The sequence below is a fragment of the Rathayibacter sp. PhB186 genome, from assembly GCF_003751825.1.
In the GTDB taxonomy this organism is placed as follows: Bacteria; Actinomycetota; Actinomycetes; order Actinomycetales; family Microbacteriaceae; genus Rathayibacter; species Rathayibacter festucae.
The window spans coordinates 187,974-213,319 of record NZ_RJKO01000003.1 but is presented as its reverse complement, the minus strand read 5'-3'; the positions used below and the strand labels follow the sequence as shown (position 1 = coordinate 213,319).

Here is a 25,346-nt window from a genome sequence, read left to right as displayed (position 1 = left end):
CCGGCCGCCGCGCGATAGAATGGAGGGCCGCCGAACCGCAGCGTCGACCCCGTGCGCGAGATCTCCAGATCCGCCTGCGCGCCGCGACGGACCGTCAGAGGAGAACTCCACAGCTATGACACCCGAGCCGACCGACTCCACGTCAGCCCCCGCAGCGAACGACCTGGACGCGAACGGCTCCACCGGCCCCTCCGCTCCGGCCGCGGCCGCTCCCGCCGAGGCGGCACGGGGCGAGGGGATGTCGACGAAGTCCTCCGGCGACTACGGCGCGAACCAGATCCAGGTCCTCGAGGGCCTCGAGGCGGTCCGCAAGCGCCCCGGCATGTACATCGGCTCGACGGGCCCGCGCGGTCTGCACCACCTGGTCTACGAGATCGTCGACAACGCCGTCGACGAGGCGCTCGCGGGCTACTGCGACAACATCGAGGTCGTCATGCGCGCCGACGGCGGCCTGACCGTCGTCGACAACGGCCGCGGCATCCCGGTCGATATGCACCCCACCGAGGGCATCTCGACCGTGGAGCTCGTGCTGACCGTCCTGCACGCCGGCGGCAAGTTCGGCGGCGGCGGCTACGCCGTCTCCGGTGGTCTGCACGGCGTCGGCTCGTCCGTCGTCAACGCGCTCTCCACCCGACTCGAGGTCGAGGTGAAGCGCCAGGGCGCCTCCTACAGCATGACCTTCGCCGATGGAGTCCCGGAGGCGCCGCTCGCGAAGGGCGGGCCGAGCGACGAGACCGGCACCACCATCACCTTCTGGCCGAACGCCGAGATCTTCGAGACCGTCGAGTTCGACTACGAGACCCTCCGCGCCCGGTTCCAGCAGATGGCGTTCCTCAACAAGGGTCTCCGCATCGCGCTGACCGACGAGAAGGAGATCGAGTTCGACGGCGAGGGGGAGAACGAGACCTCCGGCCCGCGCAGCGACGTCTTCCTCTACGAGAAGGGCCTCGTCGACTACGTCGAGTACATCAACTCGCTGAAGAAGTCCGATCTCGTGCACTCCGAGATCATCGACTTCGAGTCCGAGGACACCGAGCGCCGCATCTCGCTCGAGGTCGCGATGCAGTGGACGACGGCGTACACCGAGAGCGTGCACACCTACGCGAACACGATCAACACCCACGAGGGCGGCACGCACGAGGAGGGGTTCCGGGCGGCGCTGACGACGCTCGTCAACAAGTACGCGCGCGCGAACAACCTGCTCAAGGACAAGGACGAGAACCTCTCGGGCGACGACATCCGCGAGGGCCTCACCGCCGTCGTGTCGATCAAGCTCGGCGAGCCTCAGTTCGAGGGCCAGACCAAGACCAAGCTCGGCAACACCGAGGCCAAGGCGTTCGTGCAGCGGGTCGCCGGCGAGCAGCTCGCGGACTGGTTCGACCGCAACCCCAACCAGGCCAAGGACATCATCCGGAAGGCGATCCAGGCGGCCTCCGCGCGGATGGCCGCCCGCAAGGCGCGGGAGACCGCGCGTCGCAAGGGCCTGCTCGAGGGCGGCGGCATGCCGGGCAAGCTCAAGGACTGCCAGTCGAAGGACCCGTCGATCTCCGAGATCTTCATCGTCGAGGGCGACTCGGCCGGCGGCTCCGCCGTCCAGGGCCGGAACCCCGAGACCCAGGCGATCCTCCCCCTCCGCGGCAAGATCCTCAACGTCGAGAAGGCCCGCCTCGACCGCGCCCTCGGCAACAACGAGGTCCAGGCGATGATCACGGCCTTCGGAGCCGGCATCGGCGAGGACTTCAACCCCGACAAGGCGCGGTACCACAAGATCATCCTGATGGCCGACGCCGACGTCGACGGCCAGCACATCACGACGCTGCTGCTGACGCTGCTGTTCCGCTACATGCGCCCGCTGATCGACCTCGGCTACGTCTACCTCGCGCAGCCGCCGCTCTACCGCCTCAAGTGGTCGAACTCGCCGCACGAGTACGTCTACAGCGACCGCGAGCGCGACGCGCTGCTCGCGCACGGCGCCGCGTCGAACAAGCGCATGCCCAAGGAGAACGGGATCCAGCGCTACAAGGGTCTCGGCGAGATGGACTACAAGGAGCTGTGGGAGACCACGATGGACCCCGCCACGCGGACCCTCCTCCAGGTCACCCTCGACGACGCGGCCGCCGCCGACGAGATCTTCTCGACCCTGATGGGCGAGGACGTCGAGTCCCGCCGCTCCTTCATTCAAAAAAACGCGAAGGACGTCCGGTTCCTCGACATCTGATCGGTTATCGCACCGCGATAACCGACAGATGTCGAGGTCGAGTAGGCCGCAGGCCATATCGAGACCCCCGCGCCACCAAGCGCCACCTCGTACCACCGCTTCACAAGAACTGAACTGACACCCAGCGCGACCCGCCCCCGTCACGACCCGGGGCCCGGACCCACCTGAGAAGACAGAGATCATGGCAGACGAATCAGACACCCCCACCGGACCGGACGACGGCGAGGACATCGTCACCGAGACCGGTGTCGTGATCCACGGGCACGACAAGATCGAGCCGGTCGACCTCCAGCTCGAGATGCAGCGCTCCTACCTCGACTACGCGATGAGCGTCATCGTCGGCCGTGCGCTGCCCGAGGTGCGCGACGGCCTGAAGCCCGTGCACCGCCGCGTGATCTACGCGATGTACGACGGCGGCTACCGCCCCGACAAGGCGTTCTCCAAGTGCTCTCGCGTCGTCGGCGACGTGATGGGCCAGTTCCACCCGCACGGCGACTCGGCGATCTACGACGCCCTCGTCCGGCTCGTCCAGCCGTGGAGCCTCCGCTACCCGCTGGCGCTCGGCCAGGGCAACTTCGGCTCCCCCGGCAACGACGGCGCCGCGGCCCCCCGCTACACCGAGACCAAGATGGCGCCGCTGGCCCTCGAGATGGTCCGCGACATCGACAAGAACACCGTCGACTTCCAGGACAACTACGACGGCCGCACCCGCGAGCCGGCGATCCTCCCCGCGCGCTTCCCCAACCTGCTGGTCAACGGCTCGGTCGGCATCGCGGTGGGCATGGCCACCAACATTCCGCCGCACAACCTCCGCGAGGTCGCCGCCGGCGCGAAGTGGGCGCTGGAGAACCCGGAGGCGTCGCGCGAGGAGCTGCTCGAGGCGCTGCTGCAGCGCATCAAGGGCCCCGACTTCCCCACCGGGGCGCAGATCCTCGGCGTCCGCGGCATCCAGGACGCGTACCGCACGGGCCGCGGCTCGATCACGATGCGCGCCGTCGTCTCGATCGAGGAGATCCAGGGCCGCACCTGCCTCGTCGTCACCGAGCTGCCGTACCAGGTGAACCCGGACAACCTCGCGATCAAGATCGCCGAGCTGGTCAAGGACGGCCGCGTCTCCGGCATCGCCGACATCCGCGACGAGACCTCGGGCCGCACCGGCCAGCGCCTCGTCGTCGTGCTCAAGCGCGACGCGGTCGCGAAGGTCGTGCTGAACAACCTCTACAAGCACACCCCGCTGCAGGAGAACTTCGGCGCGAACATGCTCGCGATCGTCGACGGCATCCCGCGCACGCTCTCGCTCGACGGCTTCATCCGCGCGTGGGTCGACCACCAGGTCGAGGTCGTCGTCCGCCGCACCCAGTACCTCCTCGACGAGGCCGAGGCGCGGATCCACATCCTGCGCGGCTACCTCAAGGCGCTCGACGCGCTGGACGAGGTCATCGCCCTCATCCGCCGCTCCCCCACGGTGGAGGAGGCCCGCGACGGCCTGATGGAGCTCCTCGACATCGATGAGGTGCAGTCGCGCGCCATCCTCGACATGCAGCTGCGCCGGCTCGCCGCCCTCGAGCGCCAGAAGATCATCGACGAGCACGACAGGATCCAGGCCGAGATCGAGGACTACAAGTCGATCCTCGCGAGCCCGGAGCGCCAGCGGACGATCATCTCGGACGAGCTCGACGAGATCGTCGACCGCTTCGGCGACGACCGCCGCACCGAGATCCTCTTCGGCTTCGACGGCGACATGAGCGTCGAGGACCTGATCCCCGAGGAGGAGATGGTCGTCACCGTCACCCGCGGCGGCTACCTCAAGCGCACCCGCAGCGACTCGTATCGCGCCCAGCACCGCGGCGGCCGCGGCGTGCGCGGCGCTCAGCTCAAGGCCGACGACATCGTCGAGCACTTCTTCGTCACCACGACGCACCACTGGCTGCTGTTCTTCACGAACACCGGCCGCGTGTACCGCGCCAAGACCTACGAGCTGCAGGAGGTCAGCCGCGACGCGAAGGGCCAGCACATCGCGAACCTCCTCGCGCTGGAGCCCGGCGAGCAGATCGCGCAGATCCTCGACATCCGCGACTACGAGGTGGCCCGCTACCTCGTCCTCGCGACCCGCGACGGCCTCGTCAAGAAGACGGCGCTGATGGAGTACGACACCAACCGCTCCGGCGGCATCATCGCGATCAAGCTCCGCGAGGGCGACGAGCTCGTCTCCGCGCTCCTGGTCGATGAGGACAGCGACGTGCTGCTCGTCTCCCGCAAGGGCATGTCGATCCGCTTCACCGCGTCCGACCAGGCCCTCCGCCCCATGGGCCGCTCCACCTCCGGAGTGATGGGCATGTCGTTCCGCGGCGACGACCGACTGCTGGACGCCAACGTCGTCAGCGACGAGGGCTACGTCTTCGTCGTGACCGAGGGCGGCTACGCGAAGCGCACCGCGGTCGACCAGTACCGGCTCCAGGGCCGCGGCGGTCTGGGCATCAAGGTGGCCAAGCTCGAGGAGAAGCGCGGCGACCTGGTGGGCGCCATCATCACGGGGGAGGACGACGAGGTGCTCGTCGTCCTCGCCAGTGGCAAGGTGGTACGCTCTGCCGTGGCCGAGGTACCGGCCAAGGGTCGCGACACCATGGGAGTCGTCTTCGCACGATTCGCAGACGACGACCGCATCATCGCACTCGCCAAGAACACCGAACGCAATCTCGACGCCCAGGACGAGGATCCCGACGCCGCGGCGTCGGCCGAGTCCGAAGCGGTGTCGGAGGAGGATGAGTCCGTCGATGAGTAGCACGGTCGCCGAGAAGCTCGCCAAGAAGTCCGCGAAGAGCCCGGCGGCGAAGCAGGTCAGACTCAAGCTGGTGTACGTCGACTTCTGGTCGGCCGTCAAGCTGTCGTTCCTGCTCGGTCTGACGCTGGCGATCATCACGATCGTCGTCGTCTACCTCGTCTACACGGTGCTCGCGCAGACCGGCGTCTTCGACGAGGTCAACGGCCTCGTCCAGGACATCGCCGGCGCGGAGGCGTTCGACCTCAACACGATCATCTCGCTGCCCCAGATCATGGGCTTCGCGGTCGTCGTCGCGGTGCTGAACACCATCGTCACCACCGCCCTCGGGGCGATCGTGGCGCTGCTGTACAACCTCAGCGTCAAGATCACCGGCGGCCTGCTGGTCGGCTTCACCAACCAGTAGGGCGGAGCGGCCGATTGGGATTCTGACCCGGTGTCGGGTAGAGTCACATCTGGCCATTTCGGGGGTATAGCTCAGGCGGTTAGAGCGCTTCACTGATAATGAAGAGGTCCCAGGTTCAAGTCCTGGTACCCCCACGTGCCGAACGGCCCGACATCGCGAGGTGTCGGGCCGTTCCACTCTCGCCGGCGTTCCGCCGCCGGTCCGGGGCCTTAGCTCAGTTGGTAGAGCGCCTGCTTTGCAAGCAGGATGTCAGGAGTTCGAATCTCCTAGGCTCCACACTCGAACCCGTCCGCGGGTCCTCCTCACCCGCTGTGCGTGCCGTGCCGCGGTCGGCGCGCTCTGGCGGCGAAGTCGTCGAGGGCCGCCAGGACCTCCAGGGCCTCGAACGATCGGTTCCTGCGTCCCGCTCGCGACTGGATGAGGACTCCGGCCTCGACGAGCTTCTGCACGGAGGCCTCCGCTGTCGGGAAGCTCACCCCGAGCTCGGCGGTGACGAGCGCGATCGTGACCACGGGCTGACGGAGCAGCAGCTGCCGCAGTGCATGCACCGAGGAGTCGCTCCGCGCGCGGATGCCGGCGTCCCACCGCGCTCCGATCGCCGCGATGTCCGCGGCGAGTCGCCGTCCGTTCTGCACGGCGGCGAAGGCGGCGTCGGCGAGTGTCTCGATGATCGGGCGGACATGCCCGGAGCGGTAGGCGGTCAGCGCGTCGAAGTAGCGCTTCATGTCGCCGAGCAGCCCGGCTGAGACGGGGACGGTGACGTTCTCCGTGACGCCGGCAGCGCGGAGCATGCCCTGGACGAGCGCGCGACCTGTCCTGCCGTTGCCGTCCGGGAAGGGATGGACGGTCTCGAACTGCGCATGCGCGATCGCCACCTGCGCGAGGACGGGGACGTCGACCCGGCGCGCGAACTCCATGACATCGAGCATCAGCGCCGGGACGCGCTCGTGATGCGGAGGAACGAAGACGGCTCCGTGCGGAGACACCCCGCCTCCGCCGATCCACACCTGCTGGTCGCGCCAGTGCCCGGCGATGTCGGGGGCCGTGCTCTCCAGCAGGACGCGATGCATGGTGAGCACGGCATCGGTGTCCAGCTCGTCGGACAGCGCGATCGCCGCTTCCATCGCGGCGACGTTGCGGACGACCAGCTGAGCGTTCGTCGACGAGGAATCGCCGAGCTCGGCGAGCGCGACCTGCTTGGCACTCGCGGTGAGCTGCTCGACCTCGGAGCTCGATGCGCTCTCGGTCCGCAGCAGGATGGAGGCGAAGGGCGCGGTGAGGGTGCCGACCTGAGCATCGAACCGCGTCAGCTCCCGGCTCGCATCCTCGCTGACGGCGAGCAGATCGGAGGGCAGCGAGACGTCGAGGTCCGCGACGAAGGGCGGGACCGCTGCTCGATACGGGCCGGGCGCGGCGCGGAGGAGTCGGCGCGACGCCACCTCGTCCCCGCTCCGCCGCCACGGTCGTTGCTCGAAGCCGACCGCAGGCCAGGATCCGTGGCTCTGAGGGCTCTCATCCTCGGTCATCCTCGGAGTGTACTCAAGGAAAAATGGATAAACCTTAATAAGGGCTCTCCGGACTGCGAGCAACTCGTCCTCTGGCGGGCGGCGGCGGGGTCAGCGGGGCTGACAGGCCAGGCCGAGGAAGTTCTCGACGGAGAGGGTCTCGGAGGTGCCGTCGCGGATGTCGCCGACGATGATCTCGCCGACGGACAGGGTGTCGAACTGCTCGGCGGTGAAGACCACGGGGCGGCCGATGACCGATCCGCCGACGGCGTAGGCGCCGAGAGTGAGGTCGACGCCCAGGGGGAAGCGCTCGATCTCCCGGTCGGCGGGCCAGACGGTGCGGCCGGCGAGGTCGGTCGCGCCGATGTCGTCGACGGGCTCCGGGGCGACCCAGCGGGTGATCCGCCGCGAGCGATCACCGATCAGCAGGGGAGCGGTGTCCTCGACGGCGAGGTCGAGGCCGTCGACGGCTCCCGAGCAGACGACGACGACGCCGAGCACCTCGGCGCGCTGCCCGCCGCGGCCGATGCCGACGGTCGCCTCCGAGACGGGCTCCGTGGCGCAGCCGGACAGCGTCAGCGAGGCCGTGGCCGCCAGCACGACCGCGACGCTGGCGACTCGACGACGATGCGGCACGAGGTCACCCTACGGCGAGGGCGAGCGCGGAGAGCGCCTGGGGGAGCGATGGCGCTCCCTCCGCACGGAACACCGCGCGGCCGTCGGCGTCGCGGACCACGACCGTCGGGGTGGAGCGGATGTCCGCGGCTTCCGCTGCCTCGGGCGCGAAGGCGACGTCGAACTCGCGGATCTCCGCCGCGGGGACGAGCTCCGCCGCGCGCTCGAGCACGCTGCGGGCCGCGGTGCAGGCGCCGCAGAACGCGGACGTGTAGAGCTCGACGATCACAGGGGAGACAACGCCGGCGGGCATCAGACGATTCCTCGGGAGGCGGATCTCGATACGCCCGCTGCGCGGGCTGCTCGATCAGCATGGAGCGGCCGGACCGCGGCGGACCGAGGCTGACGCGGAGGAGCATCGCAGTCCGTCGGCGATGCAGCACGGCCGGCCGGCGCTGCATGCTGGTCGAGTAGCCCCGCAGGGGCGTATCGAGACCCGTCGTCAGCGCAGCGACCAGGCCTCGTTCATCGTCAGGGCGACGTCGATCAGCTCGACCCGCTCGAGGCCCTCGACCTCGGCCAGGGGGAACCACGCGGCGGCGTCGGTCGACCCGTCGACCTCGTGGGTCAGCTCGCCGCCGGTCACGCGAGCGCGGTAGACGACGCGGATCGCGTGCAGCGGGCCGGCGTCGGGGTCGCTGCGGCGATGCGCGGGGATCACGTGCGAGTCGACGCCGATCAGCCCCTCGAGCTCGGCGTGGTAGCCGGTCTCCTCGAAGATCTCCCTGACGGCAGCGTCCGCGGGCGACTCGCCCTCGTCGATCCCGCCACCGGGAAGCGTCCACGCCTCCCAGGGCCCCTGACTCCAGTGCGCGAGGAGCATGCGCTCGCCGTCGATGATCACGCCGTACGCGGCGACCCGGATGTCCACCTCAGCAGCCTAACCGCGTACCGCGCACCACCGGACACGCGTGAGGCCCGGACCCGCAGTGCGGTGTCCGGGCCTCACGCGGCGACTCAGGAAGCGGTCGACGCCGGCGACTGCGCGGCGCTGGCCGGCTCGTCCTCGGCGACCCACAGCTCGTCGTCGGCGCGGAACGTCTGCCAGACGGCGTAGCCGATGCCTCCGACGGCGACGAGGGCGGCGCCGATCGCGAAGACCGTGCCGACCTTGTTCTTCTTCTTCGGGGGAGTGGTGAGCTCCTCCCAGCGCGCCTTCGAGATCTCGGCGAGCTTCGCGCGGTTCTTCGAGTCCTTGGCGGCCTCGAACGCGGCCGCGGCGGTGCCGCCGACAGCGGCGAAGGTCGGGAGGACCTTGTGCTTGTAGGCGTCGCGCGCGGAGGAGTACGTGCCCTCGACGGCGGAGACCCCGTTGTCGTAGACGGGCTTCACCCGGCTCGAGTAGGCGTCCTTGACGGCCGGCACGACCTCCTTCTTCGCGTACTTGGTCGCGTGGCGGCGGCTCTTCTCGAGAACGGAGGCGGCGTGCGCCAGCACCTCCTGCTGCTCACTCCAGACCGCCTCGGCGTTCTTGCGGAGGCGCTTGAGATCCTTCTTGTGCTTACGTGACAGACCCACTTGGTCCTCCATCGGCTACGAGCGGCGAACAACGGCTCAATACTGCCACTCATCCCGCGACCCGCGCATCGCGCACCCAGCGCATTGACACCCGGCGTTGCGGAGCCCTACAGAGCCGCTGTGCGAGAATCCACCCATGCCTTTGCACACCGCAGTCGCGACGTTCCACACGACCAAGGGCGACATCGTCGTCAACCTCTACGGCAACCACGCGCCGAAGACGGTCCGCAACTTCGTCGGTCTCGCGACCGGCGACATCGAATGGACCCACCCGGCGACGGGCGCGAAGACGAAGGAGCCGCTCTACAACGGCACCGTCTTCCACCGCATCATCCCCGACTTCATGCTCCAGGGCGGCGACCCGCTCGGCCAGGGCATCGGCGGCCCGGGCTACCAGTTCGACGACGAGATCAACTCGGAGCTCGACTTCACCCAGCCCTACATCCTCGCGATGGCGAACGCCGGCAAGCAGGCGGGGCGCGGCACCAACGGCTCGCAGTTCTTCATCACCGTCGCGCCGACCACCTGGCTCCAGGGCAAGCACACCATCTTCGGCGCCGTCGCCGACGACGAGTCCAAGAAGGTCGTCGACGCGCTGTCGGCCGTGGCGACCGACGGTCGCGACAAGCCCCTCGAGGACGTCGTCATCGAGAGCGTCGAGATCACCGAGGTCTGAGCGCCTCTCCACCACTCATCGAGGGTCGGGTCCGTCTGGGCCCGGCCCTCGTTCTCTCTCTCCCGGAGGAACGTCCGTGACCCAGGTCCCGCCGAGCAGCAGCACCTACACCTGCTACCGCCACCCCGATCGCCAGAGCTTCGTGCGCTGCCAGCGGTGCGGTCGCACGATCTGCGGCGAGTGCCAGACCCCCGCCCCGGTCGGCGTCATCTGCCCGGACGACATGGCGCAGCAGCGCAGCGAGGCCCCGCGCGTCCGCGGACCGCTCGTGTCGCGGGTCCGGGCGATGACTCGGGCCGACCAGCCGACCGTCACCTACGCGATCATCGCGCTCTGCGTCCTGGTCTGGATCCTCGAGGTGCTCCCCTTCATCGGGAACACCGTGCTCAACGCGATCGCCTACTTCCCGGCGTACACGCTGCCCGGCTTCGGCGCGGGCTTCGAGCCGTGGCGGATGATCACGTCGATCTTCGCGCACAGCACATCCCTCTTCTTCGTGGTGCCCTTCCACCTCCTGCTGAACATGTACACGCTGTGGGTCTTCGGCATGGCGCTCGAGCGGATGCTCGGTCGCGGGCGCTACCTGACGCTGTTCCTCCTCAGCGGCTTCGCCGGCTCGGTCGGCGTCCTGCTCCTCTCCAGCCCGCTGACGCCGGTGATCGGCGCCTCGGGCGCCATCTTCGGGCTGATGGGCGCATACCTCGTGATCCTCCGCCACCTCGGCGGGCAGGCCTCGCAGCTGTTGGTGCTGGTCGGGCTCAACCTCGTGATCGGCTTCCTGCCCGGGATGAACGTCGCCTGGCAGGCGCACGTCGGTGGCCTGGTGGCCGGTGCTCTCATCGGGCTGGTCTTCACGCGGACGCGGCAGCGCTCGCAGCGGCGCACTCAGAACCTTCTCGTCGGGCTGATCGGCGTCGGCCTCGTGGCGATCACCGTCGGGGCGTACGTCCTGGCCTGAGCCGCCTCGGCGCCGCCCCACGAGCTCGTCCACAGGGCGTCCAAGACTGTCCACAGCATCCGTCCACAGCTGGGGACGAAGTTATCCACAGAGTTGTTAACACTGGGGAGAACTACGCCGCTGTCATTCGGAGCAGCCGGTGGGACGGCCTCCTGATCGGCGATCCTGCCCTGTCACGCCGCCGATGCGTGCCCGATCAGGCTCCGCATCCGCGGACTGGCGCGAGGTCCGGAGTTGTCCACAGGAGTTTCAACACCTGGGGATAATTACACGCGTGTAGTTCGCCGTCGCGGGGCGGAGACGACCGTGGCGTCGAGGTCCTCGTCGAGGAGGATCGACGGGTCGAATCCCACGTCCGCGAAGAGTGCCGCCGTCCGCTCCGCCTGCTCTCTGCTCGTCTCGATGACGACCGCGCCGTCGTCGCTCAGCCAGGGCAGGACCTCCGCCGCGATCCGGCGGTGCAGCGCGAGGCCGTCACCTCCGCCGTCGAGGGTCGACGCCGGCTCGTGCAGGCGGGCCTCCGGCGGCATCAGGGCGATCGCCGCGGTCGGCACGTAGGGCGCATTGACCACGACGAGGTCGATCCGGCCTCGGAGATCCTCGGGGAGGGCAGCGAACAGGTCGCCCCGGTGGACGGAGGCGAGTCCCGCCAGGGTCCGCCGGGCGCAGGCGACCGCGGCGGGGGAGAGGTCGGCCGCGTGGACGGTGAGGCCGTCGCGCTCCTCGAGAAGGGCCCGCCCGATCGCTCCGACACCGCAGCAGAGGTCGAGGACGGTCGCGGGCCCTCTCCCGTCCAGCAGTTCGAGCGCCGCGTCGACGACGGCCTCGGTGCGCCGTCGGGGCACGAAGACGCCGGGGGAGACCGGGACGCGCAGCCCGCGGAAGGCGACCCAGCCGAGGATCTGCTCGAGCGGCTCCCCGGCCTCACGGCGCCGCAGGAGCGCGTCGAGGCCGTCGGAGCCGGCCGCCGCCTCGTGCAGGAGCTCCGCCTCCTCCTCCGCGAAGACGCACCCCGCCGCACGCAGGCGCGCGACGGACGATGCGAGGGCCGGCGGGAGACCCGCCCCCGGGGACGACGAACGCCCCGTCGGCGAACCGGACGGGGCGTCGTTCATGCGGGCGTGATCAGCGCCAGCGGGTCGTCATGAGGAAGCCGATGAAGGCGATCCCGAAGCCGATGAGGATGTTGGCGTTGCCGAGATCCGGCACGGGGAGCGTGCCCTGGCTCACGTAGAAGACGATGATCCACGCGAGACCCAGCAGCATGAACCCGAACATGACGGGCTTGAACCACACCGGATTGGGTGCGTCCTCACCGGTCCGGGCCTCGTCGCGCTCGGGCTTCGGGCTCTTCGTCGCTCGTGCCATGCCTTCCACTGTACCGGGCGACGGCCGTCGACCGGGAGCGCGAGGCCGGGGGGATGCCGTGCAGGCGCGCAGGAGCGGCTGTGCGGAACGCGCCAGGGGCCGCGGAGCCCGTCGGACGCGCGCGCCCCGCGCCTAGACTCGTCGCATGACCGCCCCGTCGCCCGCCGCCGCACCGCTGCGACCGCGCGACCGACGAGAGCGCACAGGGCGACCGCGCCGCCGCCTGACGTTCTTCGGCGTCCTCGGCGAGCTGCTCATGACGGCCGGAGCGCTCGTCCTGCTCTATCTGGGCTGGCAGCTCTGGTGGAACGACGCGGTGATCGCCGGCCAGCAGACCTCCGACGCCGCGGAGCTCCGGCAGAGCTGGGGTGATGCCGCTCCCGCACCGGAGCCCTCGACGGTGCCGAGCGAGACCCCCGCCGGCTTCGGTGATCCGGTGATCGCTCCGGTGGCGGCACTCGACACCTCCTTCGGCAACCTCTACATCCCGCGCTACGGCGAGGGCTGGGTCCGCACCATCGCGGAGGGCGTGGACGCCGAGAACGTCCTCGACGAGGGCAGCATCGGCCACTACCCGGGCACGCAGATGCCGGGCGAGGCGGGGAACTTCGCTCTCGCGGCGCACCGCAGCGCCTACGGCGGCGGCATGCACCTGATCGACGAGCTCCAGCTCGGCGACGCGATCTACATCGAGACGGCGGACGGCTGGTACACCTACCGGTTCCGGAACCTCGAGTACGTGCAGCCCTCGGAGATCCAGGTCATCGATCCCGTCCCTTGGACGACGGGAGTGACGCCGACCGACCGGCTGATCACCCTCACGAGTTGCAATCCGCTCTACTCCACCGCCGAGCGGATCATCGCCTACGGCGTCTTCGAGTCCTGGCAGCCGCGCTCCGCGGGTGCGCCGGCCGAGATCGCCGCGTCTCTCGCGCAGGAGGGCTGACCGTGTACGCGGCACTCTGGCGGGTCCTGCCCGGACCCTGGTGGCTCCGGCTGCTCCTCGTGATCGTCCTGGTGGTGGCGGTGCTCGCCGCGCTCGCCGAGTGGGTCTTCCCCTGGGTGCAGTCGCTCGTGCTCGATCAGAACGTCACCGTCGGGACGTGAGCCGGCCCCCGAGGCGGTCGCCGCGATGACGCGGATCCTGGTCGTCGACAACTACGACAGCTTCGTCTTCACGCTCGTCGCCTACCTGCGCGAGGCGGGGGCGGAGGTCGACGTCGTCGAGGGAGCGGAGCTGGCTCCGCGCGACGCGATCGAGCGCGCAGCGGGGAGCGACGGGATCGTGCTGTCGCCCGGGCCGGGCCGACCGGAGGACGTCCCCACGTCGGTGGCGCTCGCCCGGCACGCCCTGGCCGAGGCGCAGCCGCTCCTCGGGGTCTGCCTCGGGCACCAGGTTCTCGCTCACGCCGTCGGTGCCCGCGTCCGCGAGGCTCCGGAGCTGATGCACGGCCGGACCTCGGCGGTCGTGCACGACGGCGATCCGCTGTTCTCCGGGATCCCGTCAGGGTTCACGGCGATGCGCTACCACTCGCTCGCCGTCCAGCGCTCGACACTGCCTGCGGAGCTCGCCGTCATCGCGGGGACCGCCGAGGGGGTCGTGATGGCGCTGCGCCATCGGTCCGCGCCCGCGGTCGGCGTCCAGTTCCACCCCGAATCCGTTCTCACCGAGGGCGGTCGTCGGCTGATCTCGAACTGGCTCGTCGAGACGGAGCTGCCCCGTCCGACCCGATAGGCGCGGAGCGGAATGCGGAGCCCAATCGTTGCGAACGCTCGGGCACCGCTTATCGAACCGGCCGAGCAGGCTCATTCACCGCTTATCGACGCACCATTCGCAGCTTGCGGTCCGAGAAATCACCCGTACTTGTGTCCCCCTGATGGGGGTCCCACATGAGCGTCAGAAGGGGTGCGATCCGCGCCACCGACGCGCTATGAGAGCGCGCACTCGTTCCGGGATCCGCGCCACGACGGGGAAGTCCCACTCGCGTGCTTCCGCGATCCCCCCGAGCGGGTGGCGTGATTTGACGGAGCCCTGGCGGATGATGCGGGGGGCTCGACGGGCATAATCGGAGGGCGCCGGTTAGGGGACCGGTGCCGTCGAGAAGAGAATTCCGAGGCATCACATGGTGGAATCGATTTCTTGGGCTTATTCCGGAATTCGCGAGCTCGAGACACTGGGCCCGCGCATCGTCGTCAAGCCGGGCACTGTTCCGCGCATGGCGGGCTCCGGTTTCACCGCGGCCGGCATCAGCGTCGTCCTCCTGACGACCTCGCCGCTGCGGGTCCTCCGGGGGACCTGGGGCGCCGACGACACGTCGATGCTGAGCTTCAGCTTCCTGATCGAGGGCGCAGTCCGGCTCGTCGGGCCGGATCGGACGGTGCTCCTGCGGCCGGGCTCGATCGCCTACCAGCCGGGGACCACCACCTTCACCACAGAGTCGACGATGCCCGTCACCTCCCTCCAGATCACGATCCGCGCGGACGAGATGCGCCGCTACGGCTTCGATCTCGGCTCGAACGTGTACGCGCTCGATCCGGACGCCCGGTCCACCCGTGCGGCTTTCGCCTTCACGACGGCGTTCGCGCTCGCGGCGGAGTCGGGCACGGGACTCCCGTCCGACCACGAGGTCGACGGCTTCGGGCACGTGGTCAAGCAGCTGCTCGTGAGCGCCTTCCTCGCCTCGGCCGGCTCTCAGCCCGGGACGACGAGCGTGCGCGCGGCGACCCTCGGCCGAGCGCGGACCGTGATCGACCGGACTCACCGGACCCCGCGGTGCACCCCGGAGGCGGTCGCGGACGCGGTCAACGTGTCCACGCGGTCGCTGCAGCGGCTCTTCGAGGACGCGGGGACGACGGTGGCGAGCGAGATCGAGCGCGCGCGGGTCGCCAGCGCCGTCGAGCTGCTCCGGCGCCGACCGCGCGAGGTGCCGCTCGAGGCCATCGCTGCGGCGTCGGGCTTCTCGTCCGCCGATCACCTCCGCCGGGCGTTGAAGCGCCGCGAGGGTCTCACTCCGAGCGACATCCGCGGAAGGGTGGGGACGTCGATGGAGGCCGGCTCGCCGGACGACGGGGTGCTGCGGCTCGCGCCGCCGCTCGCGGACGCTGCCCGGCGCGCGTAGAGCAGCGGGTGTCGTCCATGCTGATCGAGTAGCCCGCGCAGCGGGCGTATCGAGCGGAGAGGGCGCCTTCGGCGCCAGCGCAGGGCGGGGAGGAGACCGACGTCCTCGGGGTGGGCGGGTCTCGATACGCCCCTCCGGGACTACTCGACCAGCATGTTCTGCAGGCGTCTCTTCCACGGCGGGTCTCCCGCGAGAGATCACCTTGTCGGCGTGGGGATCCTCATGCTGATCGAGGAGCCCGCGCCGCGGGCGTCTCGAGATCCACCAGCGCCGGGAGGACGAGTCGGCAGACCATTTCTGCTGGCGACGGTGGGTCTCGATACGCCCCTCAGGGCGCGAGGGTCAACCGGCGCAGAAGCCGAGCTCGACGGTCGAGCCCTGGGGGACGTCGCCCGGGGCGATCGACTGGGTGGTGATCGGGGGGTTGGCCCGGACGGAGTCGCAGGTCTCGTCGGGAGCCTCCTCGCCGATCAGCTGGAGCTGCTCGGACGCCAGGGTGGCGAGGGCGGTGCTCAGCGTCTGGCCGACGAGGTCGGGCAGGGTCACCTGGCCCGAGGAGACGACGAGGTCGACCGGCGTTCCCGGGGCGAGCTGCTGGCCGCCGGCAGGAGTGCTGGAGAGCACCACGTCGCCCGGCACGGTGGGCGAGTTCTGGCGGGTCTGCGATCCCTCCGAGAAGCCGGCCCCGGTGAGGGCGGCGATCGCCTCCTCGAGGGTCGACCCCGCCGTCTCGGGAACGGCCACCGGCTGGGCGCCCTGAGAGACGTAGACACGGATGACCGTCTCGGGCGCGACGATGGTGCCGGAGCCGGGATCGGTGCGGATCACCTCGCCGGCCGGGACCGTGTCGCTGAACTCGGCGAGCTGACTCGCCACCAGGTCGAGTTCGGTGAGGGTCGACTGCGCGCTGTCGTAGCTGGTGCCCGTCAGCACGGGGACCTCGCGCGACTGCGAGGGCAGCGTGGTCGTCGGCTGGAGCGTGAGCACCCAGATCACCAGCGCCGCCACGATGACAGCCAGCACGACGATCGACGACCAGATCCAGAGCACCGGCGGGCGGCGCTGGGTGCGGACGATCGAGTTGTCCTCCGCGAGCTGGCGCAGTGCGAGCTCGGAGTCGTTCATGCCGCCGCCGCTGCGCGCGGCGAAGAGAGACGTGGTCAGCTCGTCGATCGGGCGGTGGTCGGGGAGGCGGCCGGCCGCGGCGTCGCGCAGGTCGTCGCGGAACTCGGCGGCTCCCTGGAAGCGCTCGTAGCGGTCCTTCGACAGCGCTCGGGCGACGACGCCGTCGAGGGCGGGCGAGACGGCGGGGTTGATCGAGCTGGGCGCGGGGGGCGTCTCGCTGACGTGCTGGTACGCGACGGCCACCGGGGTGTCCCCGCGGAAGGGAGCGCGGCCGGTGAGCAGCTCGAAGAGGACGATGCCGGCGGAGTAGAGGTCGCTGCGTGCATCGACCTGCTCGCCCTTCGCCTGCTCCGGCGAGAAGTAGGCGGCGGTGCCGAGGATGGCGGTGGTCTGCGCCACGGTCGCGGCGGAGTCGGAGACGGCGCGGGCGATCCCGAAGTCCATCACCTTCACCTGGCCCGAGGGGGTCAGCATGATGTTGCCGGGCTTGATGTCGCGGTGGACGACCCCCGCGCGGTGCGAGTACTCGAGCGCGGTGAGGATGCCCTCGGTGATGCGGACGGCCTCGTCGACCTCGACCGGTCCCTCCGCGATGACGTCCTTCAGCAGGCGCCCCTCGATGTGCTCCATCACGATGAACGGACGGCGCGACTCCGCACCGGTGTCGTCGAGCGAGACCTCCTCGCCGGCGTCGAACACGCGGACGATGGTCGGGTGCGACATGCGGGACGCGGACTGCGCCTCCTGCCGGAAGCGCAGGCGGAAGGCGGAGTCGGAGGACAGCGAGAGCTTGAGCTCCTTGATCGCGACCGTGCGCCCCAGGCGGGTGTCGGTGCCGAGGTAGACCTCGGACATCCCACCGCGACCGAGCCGGGGCCCGACCTGGTACCGTCCTGCGATCAGGCGTCCCTCATCCGTCACGCGCACGCTCCCGCCCTGTACTTCCGTGTGGCACGGCCCCCGGGGAGCCACGGCAAGTGTACCCGGGCGCCTCCTGGCAGCCCGGCGCGCGACGCCGGGCACTCATCGCGCCGCCGTGTGAGGCCCGCGCGGACCCTTCCGAGACCGACGTCGTGCGACAGCGCCTCGCGCCACATTCGCTATTCCATTGACGAGGAGCCTCGGATATCAGATGGTGAGATCGCCTCATTATGCGACGGGCTCATCGTGCGGCTCGTCGTTCGTCAGACCGACATCGATCGAAGGAGTCCCATGTCCTCGTCCTCTCGTTTCTCCGCGGATCGCCTCGCGGTCGTCGCGCTACTGCTCGTGGTCCTCACCATCGCAGTGGTGCTCGCCGTAGGAACGGAGCTGCCCGCTCCGGCGCGGATCAGCATCGCTGCCGTCTCGGGGGTGGTCGCTGCCGTGGTCACACGTGCCCTGGTTCGCCGTCAGGACAGTCGCGGCCGCTGAAAGCGAGGAGCCCGCCCTCCGGTTCCGCGGTCGCGGTCGGAGGGCGGGCTCGTTCGAGCGGGGAGGGTCAGCGCTCGTCGGGGGCGTTCGAGGCCGGCGCCGACGAGGTCGGGGTGGCCGTCGACGTCGGGGTCTGCGTCGGGGTCGGGGCCACGACGGGGACCGAGAGGGTCGGCGAGGCGGGGGACTCGGGCTCGCCGCAGAGCACCGTGTAGGTGATGTCGATCGTGCCCGCGGACTCGCCGGCCTGGATCGTCGCGGTGGTCGACGTCGACGGGTTGGTGCTCGTCACGGTCGCGCCTTCGCCGGCCACGGTCACGCGGTAACCGGTCACGGAGGTTCCGCTCGGGCACTGGTTGTAGTTGCTCCAGGTGACGTTGAACGTGTCGCCGGGCTCGACGCTCGACGCGGCGGGGGTGACGGTCGGGACGGCGGTCGGGGCACCGGGGACGGCGACCTCGGTGTAGGTCGTGACGACGATCGTGGTGCCCTTGATCACGTTCGCGGTCGGGTTGACCTCCTCGACCGCGCCGACCTGGTCCGAGCTGGGGGCGCTGGAGCCCTCCTCGCGCTGGACGCCCATCCCGAGCTCGGTGAGCTCGGCCTCGACCTCGTCGAAGGGACGGCCGACGTAGTCGGAGGAGTTGATGACCACGATGTTCGAGCTCGGCGTCGCCGACGGGGTCTGCGAGGGGGACGGCGCCTGCGACGGGGTCTGGCTGACCGTCTGGCTCGGCGTCGGCTCGGCCTCAGTGCTGCCGTTGCTGGTCAGCGCGAAGATCGTGCCGCCGATCACGACGGCGAGGATCACGATCAGGGCGACGAGCGGCCAGGTCCAGGGGCTGCGCTTGCGCGGCTCCTCGGCCTCGATCGGCTCGTCCAGGGCGCCCGTCGGCGGGTTCGCCGCGAAGGCGGTCGTCGCTCCGGCGCCGAGAATCGTCGTCGCCTGGGTCGCGTTGCCCGCCGCGGAGGGCAGGACGGTCGTGGCCTGCGTGTTGGGCAGGTCGGCGGCGACGGCCGGCACCGCGAGGGCGGCACCGCGGACGTCGCCCGAGCGCAGGGCCTGCGCGGCGCGGGCGAGGTGCGCGGCGGTCGCCGGCCGGTCGACCGGCTTCTTCGCGATGCAGGAGTAGACCAGGTTGCGCACGGGCTCGGCGACCGTGACCGGCAGCTCCGGCGGGGTGTCGTTGATCTGGGCCATCGCGATGGCGACCTGCGACTCCCCGGTGAACGGCCGGCGGCCCGCGAGGCACTCGTACGCGACGATGCCCAGCGAGTAGATGTCCGTCGCGGGGGAGGCGGGCTGGCCGCTCGCCTGCTCGGGGGAGAGGTACTGAACGGTGCCCATGACCTGGCCGGTCGCGGTGAGCGGGACCTGGTCGGCGATGCGGGCGATGCCGAAGTCGGTGATCTTCACGCGGCCATCGGGCGTGATCAGGAGATTGCCGGGCTTCACGTCGCGGTGCACCAGTCCCGCGGCGTGCGCTGCGTGCAGGGCCAGCGCGGTCTGCGCCACGATGTCGAGGACCTTGTCGGTCGACAGCACACGCTCGCGCTCGAGGACCGTGGAGAGCGCCTCGCCGGGCACCAGCTCCATCACGAGGTAGGCCGAGCCGTCCTCCTCGCCGTAGTCGTAGACGTTGGCGATGCCCTCGTGGTTGACGAGCGCGGCGTGCCGGGCCTCGGCGCGGAAGCGCTCGAGGAACCCGGGGTCGCCGAGGTACTCGTCCTTGAGGATCTTGATCGCGATCGTGCGGCCGATGACGAGATCCGTCGCCTGCCACACCTCTCCCATGCCGCCGATGGCGATCCGGGACTGCAGTTCGTAGCGTCCCCCGAAGGTGAGGCCTGATGTGGGTCTCATTTGTTCAGCACCGCCTCTAGTACCTGTTGTGCGATGGGTGCGGCGATCAGGTTGCCGTACCCGGTCTGGCCGAGCCCCCCGCCGTCCTCCACGAGGACGGTGATGGCGTACTGCGGATCGTCCGCAGGAGCGAATCCGGTGAACCAGAGGGTGTACGGGTCGTCCCCGCCGTTCTCAGCGGTGCCGGTCTTACCGGCCACCGTGACGCCACCTATTGTTGCATTCGTCGCCGCGCCGCCCTGGACGCTGGCGACCATCATGGCCTTCACGGCGTCCGCCGTCTCGGTGCTCACGGCCCGCCCGAGCGACTTCTCCTCGAAGCGCTGCAGCACGCTGAGGTCCTGCGAGCGGATGACGTCGACGAGGTTCGGCTGCATCACCTCGCCGCCGTTCGCGATCGCCGCGGAGACCATCGCGATCTGCAGCGGGGTCGCTCGCACCTCGTACTGGCCGAAGGCGGTCAGCGCCGTCTGCGCGTCGTCCGTGGTCTGCGGGTAGGTGCTCGCCTCGACCGACATCGGGATCTCGAGCTCGGTGTCGAAGCCGAACTTCTCCGCCTGGGCGCGGATCGCGGCGGCGCCGAGCTGCACGCCCATCTCGGCCATCGGCACGTTGCAGGAGAGCGAGACCGCCGTGGCGAGGGTCACCGTGTCTCCGGAGCCGCAGAGGCCGCCGCCGGAGTTGGTCACCTGCGAGCTCGAGCCCGGCAGTGTGTACGCCTGGACGTTCGGGAAGCTGGAATCCGGCGTGAAGCGGCCGGACTCGAGGGCGGCCGAGGCGACGACGAGCTTGAAGACCGAGCCGGGCGGGTTGAGCGAGCCGCCGATGGCGCGGTTGATGAGCGGATCGGTCGGGTCGTCGTTCAGTGCGCGGTACGCCGCGAGGACGTCGTCGGTGTCGTGCGACGCCAGGGCGGTCGGATCGAAGGTCGGCTTGGAGACCATCGCGAGGATGCGGCCGGTGGCCGGCTCGGTGACGACGACCGCTCCGGTGTAGTCGCCGAGGGCGTCGAACGCCGCCTGCTGCGCGACCGGGTCGATCGAGAGCTCGACCGAGGCGCCCTTGGGGTCCTGGCCGGTGACGAGGTTGTTGATCTCGTCGAAGAACTGCGAGTTCGAGGTGCCGGAGAGGTAGTCGTTCAGCGAGCGCTCGATGCCCGTCGTGCCCTGGTTCAGGGTGAAGTAGCCGGTCACCGCCGAGTAGAGCGGTCCGTTCGCGTACTGGCGCTGGAACTTGTAGATGTCGTCGGACGGCGTCGAGGAGGCGATGGGCTCCCCGCCGGCGAGGATGACGCCGCGCTCCGTCGAGAAGCTCTCGTACAGCGTCCGGGTGTTCCGGGAGTCCTCGGAGAGGGTGTCGGCCTGGAGGACCTGGATGGTGGAGGTGGACACGAAGAGGGCCACGAACATCGCCAGGACGACGAAGCTCACGCGCTTGAGTTCTCGGTTCATCGGGGAGTCACACCACCAGACGCGGCTGATTGCGCACTGTGTCGGACAGGCGGAGCAGGACGGCGACGATCATCCAGTTCGCGACCAGCGACGAGCCGCCGGCCGCGAGGAACGGCGTCGTGAGGCCGGTGAGCGGGATGACGCGGGTGACGCCGCCGATGACGATGAAGCACTGCAGGGCGATCACGAACGAGAGCCCGACGCCGAGGAGCCGGCCGAAGTCGTCCTGGCCGGCGAAGCCGATCCGGAAGCCGCGCGAGACCAGCAGGAGGTAGAGGCCGAAGATCGCGAAGAGGCCGGCGAGGCCGAGCTCCTCGCCCAGGCTCGCGATGATGTAGTCCGACTGCGGGACCGGGGTGATGTCGGGCATGCCCTGGCCGAGGCCGGTGCCGAGCAGGCCGCCGTGCGCGAGGCCGAACAGGCCCTGCACGAGCTGGTAGCTGCCGCCGGGGTCGGCGCCGTAGCGCTCGGAGCTGAAGGCGTCGAGCCAGTTCGCGAAGCGGTTGCCGACGTAGCCGAGGGTCTGGCTGGCGAGGATCGCGCCGCCGAGGAAGAGCCCGACGCCGATGAGCACCCAGCTGGTGCGGCCGGTCGCCACGTAGAGCATCACAAGGAACAGGCCGAAGTAGAGCAGCGCGGTGCCGAGGTCGCGCTGGAAGACGATGACGCCCATCGTCACCGCCCAGACCACGAGGATCGGACCGAGGTCGCGCAGCCGCGGGAAGCGCATCTTCAGGAAGGTCTTGCCGACCATCGAGAGCGAGTCGCGGTTGCGGACGAGGTAGCCGGCGAAGAAGACCGCGAGCGCGATCTTGGCGATCTCGCCGGGCTGGAAGCTGAAGAAGTCGCCGATGCCGATCCAGACGCGCGCGCCGCTGACCTCCTTGCCGATGAAAGGCAGCAGGGGGAGCAGGAGCAGCACGATCGCCGCGAATCCGGCCACGTAGGTGTAACGGAAGAGGACGCGGTGGTTGCGGATCACCAGCAGGACGACGATCGCGGCGACGATCGCGAGGCCGCTCCAGATGATCTGCCGGACGGCGACCGACTCCCAGCCGGTCGCGCCGTCGGCGATGTCGATCCGGTAGATCTCGGCGACGCCGAGCCCGTTGAGGACGGTGGCGATCGGCAGGAGGAAGGGATCGGCCTCGGGCGCCGCGAAGCGCAGCACGACGTGGACGACCAGCACGAGGCCGGAGAGGCCGGCGCCGAGCGAGACGAGGGTGGTGTCGACCGCGCCGAGGGCGCCGAGCTGGACCAGGACGATCGCCGAGGCGTCGATCAGGCAGGCGCCTATCAGCAGCAGGAGCTCGAGGTTGCGCAGGCGCTGGCGGAGGAAGCGCGGGCGCTCGCGGGTCACGGGGGGAGTGGCGGTGGCGGTCACGGTGCTCCGTTCGCGTCCGTCAGGCGCTCGACGATGTCGACCGCGCCGGCGTAGGAGTCGGCGCTGATCGTCTGCTCGAGCTGCTCGACGTCGTAGTCGCGGAGGGAGTCGAGGGGGATCCCCGTGTCCTCCTTCACTCCGGAGAGCGAGAGCGGGCCGACCGACTGCTGGATGCCCTGGTAGATGATCACGTTCTGGCCGTCGGTGCCGACGTAGAAGCGCGACTGCGTCCAGTCGTAGGCGAGCAGGACGCCGAGGAAACCGGCGATCAGCACGAGCGAGAGGCCGACGAGCCAGGTGATCCGGCGGCGCAGGTGCCGGCGGCGGTCCTCCTCGATCAGCTCGTCGAGGTAGTCCTCGGACGCGGGCTCGAAGTGGGTCGGGCCCTGGGCGGCCGGGGCGCGGGTGTGCAGGCGGAGGCCGGGGATGCGGATCCGGTTCTGCGAGTCGTCGGTGCTGAGCGGCGTGGGCGCTGCGGCGGAGCCGACGATCACGGGCTCGGCCGTCGGCGCGAGGATCTGCGCGGTGTCGCCGGCGCCCGGGACGTCGAGGATGACGACGGTCACGTTGTCCGGTGCGCCGTGCGAGAGGCTGTCGCGGATCAGGCGGTCGGCGACCTGCTGCGCCGTCTCGTCGCGCGAGAGCTCCTTCTGGATCTCGTCGTGCGGGACGACGCCGGAGAGGCCGTCGGAGCAGATCAGCCAGCGGTCGTTCGGCTCGGTCTCGAGGGTGAGGGTGTCGATCTCGGGATTCGTGTGCACGTCGCCGAGGACCCGCATGAGGACGGAGCGGCGCGGGTGCGTCATCGCCTCCTCCTCGGTGATGCGGCCGGAGTCGACGAGTCGCTGGACGAAGGTGTGGTCGGTGGTGACCTGCTCGAGCTTGCCGTCGCGCAGCACGTAGATCCGGGAGTCGCCGATGTGCGCGATGGCGACCGACTCGCCCACGCGGACGATCGCGCTGACGGTGGTGCCCATGCCGGTGAGCTCGGGGTGGTCGACGACGGCGTCGGCCAGCATCGTGTTCGCGGCGAGGAGGGTGCGCTTCAGCTCGTCCTCCGCCTCGTAGGTGGAGGCGTAGGTGCGGTCGGCCTGGGCGATGCGCTTGATAGCGATGGAGGAGGCGACGTCGCCGCCCGCGTGCCCGCCCATCCCGTCGGCGACGACGAAGAGCTGCCGGCCCGCGTAGCCGGAGTCCTGGTTGTTGGAGCGGATGCGGCCGACGTGCGAGACGGCGGCGCTCTCGCGCGTGACGCCCGTCTCCGCGGCGCTGTCGGGTGTGGCTGCCACGTGCTACGACCGCCGCAGCTCGAAGGTCGTCGTGCCGACCTTGACCGGGGTGTTCAGCGGCACCTTGGTGGGGGCGCCGACGCGACGGCCGTCGAGGAACGTGCCGTTGGTGGAATCGAGGTCCTGGATCATCCACTCGTCGTTCCAGATCAGCAGGCGAGCGTGGTGCGTCGAGGTGTAGTCGTCGCGGATCACCAGCGCCGACTCCGAGGAGCGGCCGATCGTGAGCGGCTCGCCGTTGAGCTCGAGCTCGGTGCCGCGCTTGGGGCCCGAGGTGATGACGAGGCGCTGCGCGGTGTGCACGGTGGCGACGCCGCCGGAGTCGGTGCGCTCCTCGCGGGGGCGCCGCGCGGAGGGGGCCGACGGCTGGGGTGCGGGGGCGGCGGCCGCAGCGGCCACGACGGGCTGCGCGGCCGTGACGAACGGAGCGGCGTCCTGGCCGGCGGCCGGCTGCTGGCCGGCGGGCAGCTTGCGCACCCGCTGGCCGAACAGGTCGGAGCGCAGCGCGTAGACGATGCCGAACACGAAGAACCACAGCAGCGCGAGGAACGCGATGCGCAGGAGGAAGAGAGTGAGCTCGCTCATAGCCGGTCGTCCCAGAATCCCTCGGAGGAGCGCCCGGACGGACCGGACGGCGAGCGGTCGGCGCGCGCGGGTGCGGCGCCCTGGACGACGCGGAAGACGATCCGCGTGCGTCCGATCGAGATGGTCTGCCCGGGCGAGAGCGGCGCCTGGGTGACGGGCTTGCCGTCGAGCTTGGATCCGTTGGTGGAGCCGAGGTCGTGGACCTGGGCGCGGACGCCGTCCCAGAGGATCTCGACGTGCTTGCGGGAGGTGCCGGAGTCGTCGACCGTGATGTCGGCGTCGCTGCCGCGGCCGATGACCGTCCTGGACTTCGTGATCGGGTAGCGCTTGCCGTCGATCTCGAGCGCGGGCGTGGAGGCGACGACGCCCTTGACGCTGCGGGAGTCGACCTCGACCATCCCGGCGCTGAGCGACTCGTCGGCGGCGAGCGAGATGTCGATCGGGCCGGAGAAGCGGAAGCCCTGCTTCTTGGCGTGCTCGGTGGCGACCGTGGTGAGCTCGTCGATGAGCGTCGGGCCCATCCGCTCCATCCGGTCGAGGTCGGCGGCGGACATGCGCAGGGTCAGCTGGTTGGGCACGAGGATGCGGTCGCGGGTGACCACGGCCGCCGTGGTGTCGAGCTCGCGGCGGAGAGCGGAGGCGAGCTCGACCGGCTGCAGACCCGACTTGAAGGTCCGAGCGAAAGCGCCGTTGACGACGCGCTCGAGTCCCTTCTCGAAGTTGTCCAGAATGCCCACAGTCTTCCGATCTTCCGTTTCTTCGCCTCTCGGCGGTCGCGTTGGGATCGAGGTGTCTGCGCGCCCGGTCCGCTTCCGATCTCGTGTCTGCGCCGCGCACGGCTACGGGCATGTTACTGGGATGCTCTGGATACGGCCTCCCCGAGCGGGATTCGGGCTGCGGACCGCGCCCGTCCGGACGGGTGGGCTCCGGCTCGCGGAACGTCGTCCGGCACGCTCGAATGCGCCGATCTCGCGAGCCGAGGACCGTTCTGCGAGCCCGAGGTGGCACGCGAA

The 25,346-nt window shown here is 70.1% G+C and carries 23 protein-coding genes and 2 tRNA genes; 11 read left to right on the top strand and 14 right to left on the bottom strand.

Annotation, left to right across the window (positions count from 1 at the left end; genetic code table 11):
* The first annotated feature begins 238 nt into the window (after positions 1 to 238).
* From gyrB to EDF45_RS11005, 5 genes are all read left to right on the top strand, one after another.
* The gene (gene gyrB, locus EDF45_RS11025; RefSeq protein ID WP_123706249.1) at positions 239 to 2,218 is read left to right on the top strand and encodes a DNA topoisomerase (ATP-hydrolyzing) subunit B; all 1,980 of its coding nucleotides are present in this window, start codon (positions 239 to 241) and stop codon (positions 2,216 to 2,218) included.
* A 181-nt stretch (positions 2,219 to 2,399) separates the two neighbouring features.
* Entirely contained in the window at positions 2,400 to 5,000 is a 2,601-nt protein-coding gene (gene gyrA, locus EDF45_RS11020; protein ID WP_123736152.1) for a DNA gyrase subunit A, read from the top strand.
* Positions 4,993 to 5,403 carry a DUF3566 domain-containing protein gene (locus EDF45_RS11015; RefSeq protein ID WP_123447255.1) on the top strand — a complete coding sequence of 137 codons (411 nt, stop codon included), beginning with the start codon at positions 4,993 to 4,995 and terminating at the stop codon, positions 5,401 to 5,403. The genes gyrA and EDF45_RS11015 overlap by 8 nt, the downstream gene beginning before the upstream one ends.
* 60 nt (positions 5,404 to 5,463) lie before the next feature.
* Positions 5,464 to 5,537: transfer RNA gene (locus EDF45_RS11010), tRNA-Ile, on the top strand.
* Between the two features lie 69 nt (positions 5,538 to 5,606).
* A tRNA-Ala gene (locus tag EDF45_RS11005) sits at positions 5,607 to 5,679 on the top strand.
* Between the two features lie 26 nt (positions 5,680 to 5,705).
* Here the strand turns inward: EDF45_RS11005 and EDF45_RS11000 are convergent.
* The 5 genes from EDF45_RS11000 to EDF45_RS10980 form a co-directional block, all read right to left on the bottom strand.
* Positions 5,706 to 6,842, bottom strand: a complete 1,137-nt coding sequence (locus EDF45_RS11000; protein ID WP_260312366.1) for a Fic family protein — start codon at positions 6,840 to 6,842, stop codon at positions 5,706 to 5,708.
* A 177-nt stretch (positions 6,843 to 7,019) separates the two neighbouring features.
* Complete coding sequence (locus EDF45_RS10995; protein ID WP_132437318.1) at positions 7,020 to 7,544, bottom strand: hypothetical protein; 525 nt, start codon at positions 7,542 to 7,544, stop codon at positions 7,020 to 7,022.
* 4 nt (positions 7,545 to 7,548) lie between these two features.
* The gene (locus tag EDF45_RS10990) at positions 7,549 to 7,836 is read right to left on the bottom strand and encodes a thioredoxin domain-containing protein (RefSeq protein ID WP_123736155.1); all 288 of its coding nucleotides are present in this window, start codon (positions 7,834 to 7,836) and stop codon (positions 7,549 to 7,551) included.
* A 189-nt stretch (positions 7,837 to 8,025) separates the two neighbouring features.
* Positions 8,026 to 8,454: an NUDIX hydrolase gene (locus tag EDF45_RS10985; RefSeq protein ID WP_123736156.1), complete on the bottom strand. Its 429-nt coding sequence runs from the start codon at positions 8,452 to 8,454 to the stop codon at positions 8,026 to 8,028.
* A gap of 86 nt (positions 8,455 to 8,540) precedes the next feature.
* Complete coding sequence (locus EDF45_RS10980) at positions 8,541 to 9,101, bottom strand: hypothetical protein (RefSeq protein WP_123706109.1); 561 nt, start codon at positions 9,099 to 9,101, stop codon at positions 8,541 to 8,543.
* Positions 9,102 to 9,237: 136 nt separating this feature from the next.
* Between EDF45_RS10980 and EDF45_RS10975 the strand changes: the two genes are divergently transcribed.
* Entirely contained in the window at positions 9,238 to 9,777 is a 540-nt protein-coding gene (locus EDF45_RS10975; protein WP_123447250.1) for a peptidylprolyl isomerase, read from the top strand.
* 76 nt (positions 9,778 to 9,853) lie between these two features.
* Positions 9,854 to 10,735, top strand: coding sequence for a rhomboid family intramembrane serine protease (locus EDF45_RS10970; protein WP_123447249.1), 882 nt, complete (start codon positions 9,854 to 9,856; stop codon positions 10,733 to 10,735).
* Between the two features lie 266 nt (positions 10,736 to 11,001).
* Here EDF45_RS10970 and EDF45_RS10965 read toward each other — a convergent pair whose 3' ends face one another.
* Both EDF45_RS10965 and EDF45_RS10960 read right to left on the bottom strand, forming a co-directional pair.
* Positions 11,002 to 11,850, bottom strand: coding sequence for a putative protein N(5)-glutamine methyltransferase (locus EDF45_RS10965; protein WP_123736157.1), 849 nt, complete (start codon positions 11,848 to 11,850; stop codon positions 11,002 to 11,004).
* 10 nt (positions 11,851 to 11,860) lie between these two features.
* A complete protein-coding gene (locus EDF45_RS10960) occupies positions 11,861 to 12,103 on the bottom strand; it encodes a cell division protein CrgA (RefSeq protein WP_123447247.1) in 243 nt (80 codons plus the stop codon).
* Between the two features lie 145 nt (positions 12,104 to 12,248).
* Here EDF45_RS10960 and EDF45_RS10955 point away from each other — a divergent pair, with 145 nt between their 5' ends.
* The 4 genes from EDF45_RS10955 to EDF45_RS10945 all read left to right on the top strand — a co-directional run bounded on the left by EDF45_RS10955 (position 12,249) and on the right by EDF45_RS10945 (position 15,222).
* On the top strand, positions 12,249 to 13,049 hold the full coding sequence (locus tag EDF45_RS10955; protein ID WP_123736158.1) for a class E sortase: 801 nt from the start codon (positions 12,249 to 12,251) through the stop codon (positions 13,047 to 13,049).
* A gap of 2 nt (positions 13,050 to 13,051) precedes the next feature.
* Positions 13,052 to 13,210 (top strand): hypothetical protein, encoded by a 159-nt coding sequence (locus EDF45_RS21235; protein WP_164874570.1) that lies wholly within the window; start codon positions 13,052 to 13,054, stop codon positions 13,208 to 13,210.
* 25 nt (positions 13,211 to 13,235) lie between these two features.
* Positions 13,236 to 13,838 (top strand): aminodeoxychorismate/anthranilate synthase component II, encoded by a 603-nt coding sequence (locus tag EDF45_RS10950; RefSeq protein ID WP_123736159.1) that lies wholly within the window; start codon positions 13,236 to 13,238, stop codon positions 13,836 to 13,838.
* Between the two features lie 388 nt (positions 13,839 to 14,226).
* Positions 14,227 to 15,222 (top strand): helix-turn-helix domain-containing protein, encoded by a 996-nt coding sequence (locus tag EDF45_RS10945; protein ID WP_123736160.1) that lies wholly within the window; start codon positions 14,227 to 14,229, stop codon positions 15,220 to 15,222.
* Positions 15,223 to 15,564: 342 nt separating this feature from the next.
* Here EDF45_RS10945 and pknB read toward each other — a convergent pair whose 3' ends face one another.
* From pknB to EDF45_RS10905, 7 genes are all read right to left on the bottom strand, one after another.
* On the bottom strand, positions 15,565 to 17,268 hold the full coding sequence (pknB, locus tag EDF45_RS10940; protein ID WP_123736306.1) for a Stk1 family PASTA domain-containing Ser/Thr kinase: 1,704 nt from the start codon (positions 17,266 to 17,268) through the stop codon (positions 15,565 to 15,567).
* Between the two features lie 559 nt (positions 17,269 to 17,827).
* Complete coding sequence (locus EDF45_RS10930; protein WP_123736162.1) at positions 17,828 to 19,624, bottom strand: protein kinase domain-containing protein; 1,797 nt, start codon at positions 19,622 to 19,624, stop codon at positions 17,828 to 17,830.
* Positions 19,621 to 21,075 carry a penicillin-binding protein 2 gene (locus EDF45_RS10925; protein ID WP_123736163.1) on the bottom strand — a complete coding sequence of 485 codons (1,455 nt, stop codon included), beginning with the start codon at positions 21,073 to 21,075 and terminating at the stop codon, positions 19,621 to 19,623. The genes EDF45_RS10930 and EDF45_RS10925 overlap by 4 nt, the downstream gene beginning before the upstream one ends.
* 7 nt (positions 21,076 to 21,082) lie before the next feature.
* Entirely contained in the window at positions 21,083 to 22,459 is a 1,377-nt protein-coding gene (locus tag EDF45_RS10920) for an FtsW/RodA/SpoVE family cell cycle protein (protein ID WP_123736164.1), read from the bottom strand.
* Complete coding sequence (locus EDF45_RS10915) at positions 22,456 to 23,748, bottom strand: Stp1/IreP family PP2C-type Ser/Thr phosphatase (RefSeq protein WP_123447238.1); 1,293 nt, start codon at positions 23,746 to 23,748, stop codon at positions 22,456 to 22,458. The genes EDF45_RS10920 and EDF45_RS10915 overlap by 4 nt, the downstream gene beginning before the upstream one ends.
* Positions 23,749 to 23,751: 3 nt before the next feature.
* Complete coding sequence (locus tag EDF45_RS10910) at positions 23,752 to 24,333, bottom strand: FHA domain-containing protein (protein ID WP_123736165.1); 582 nt, start codon at positions 24,331 to 24,333, stop codon at positions 23,752 to 23,754.
* Positions 24,330 to 25,070, bottom strand: coding sequence for a DUF3662 and FHA domain-containing protein (locus tag EDF45_RS10905; RefSeq protein ID WP_123447236.1), 741 nt, complete (start codon positions 25,068 to 25,070; stop codon positions 24,330 to 24,332). The genes EDF45_RS10910 and EDF45_RS10905 overlap by 4 nt, the downstream gene beginning before the upstream one ends.
* Positions 25,071 to 25,346: the final 276 nt, after the last annotated feature.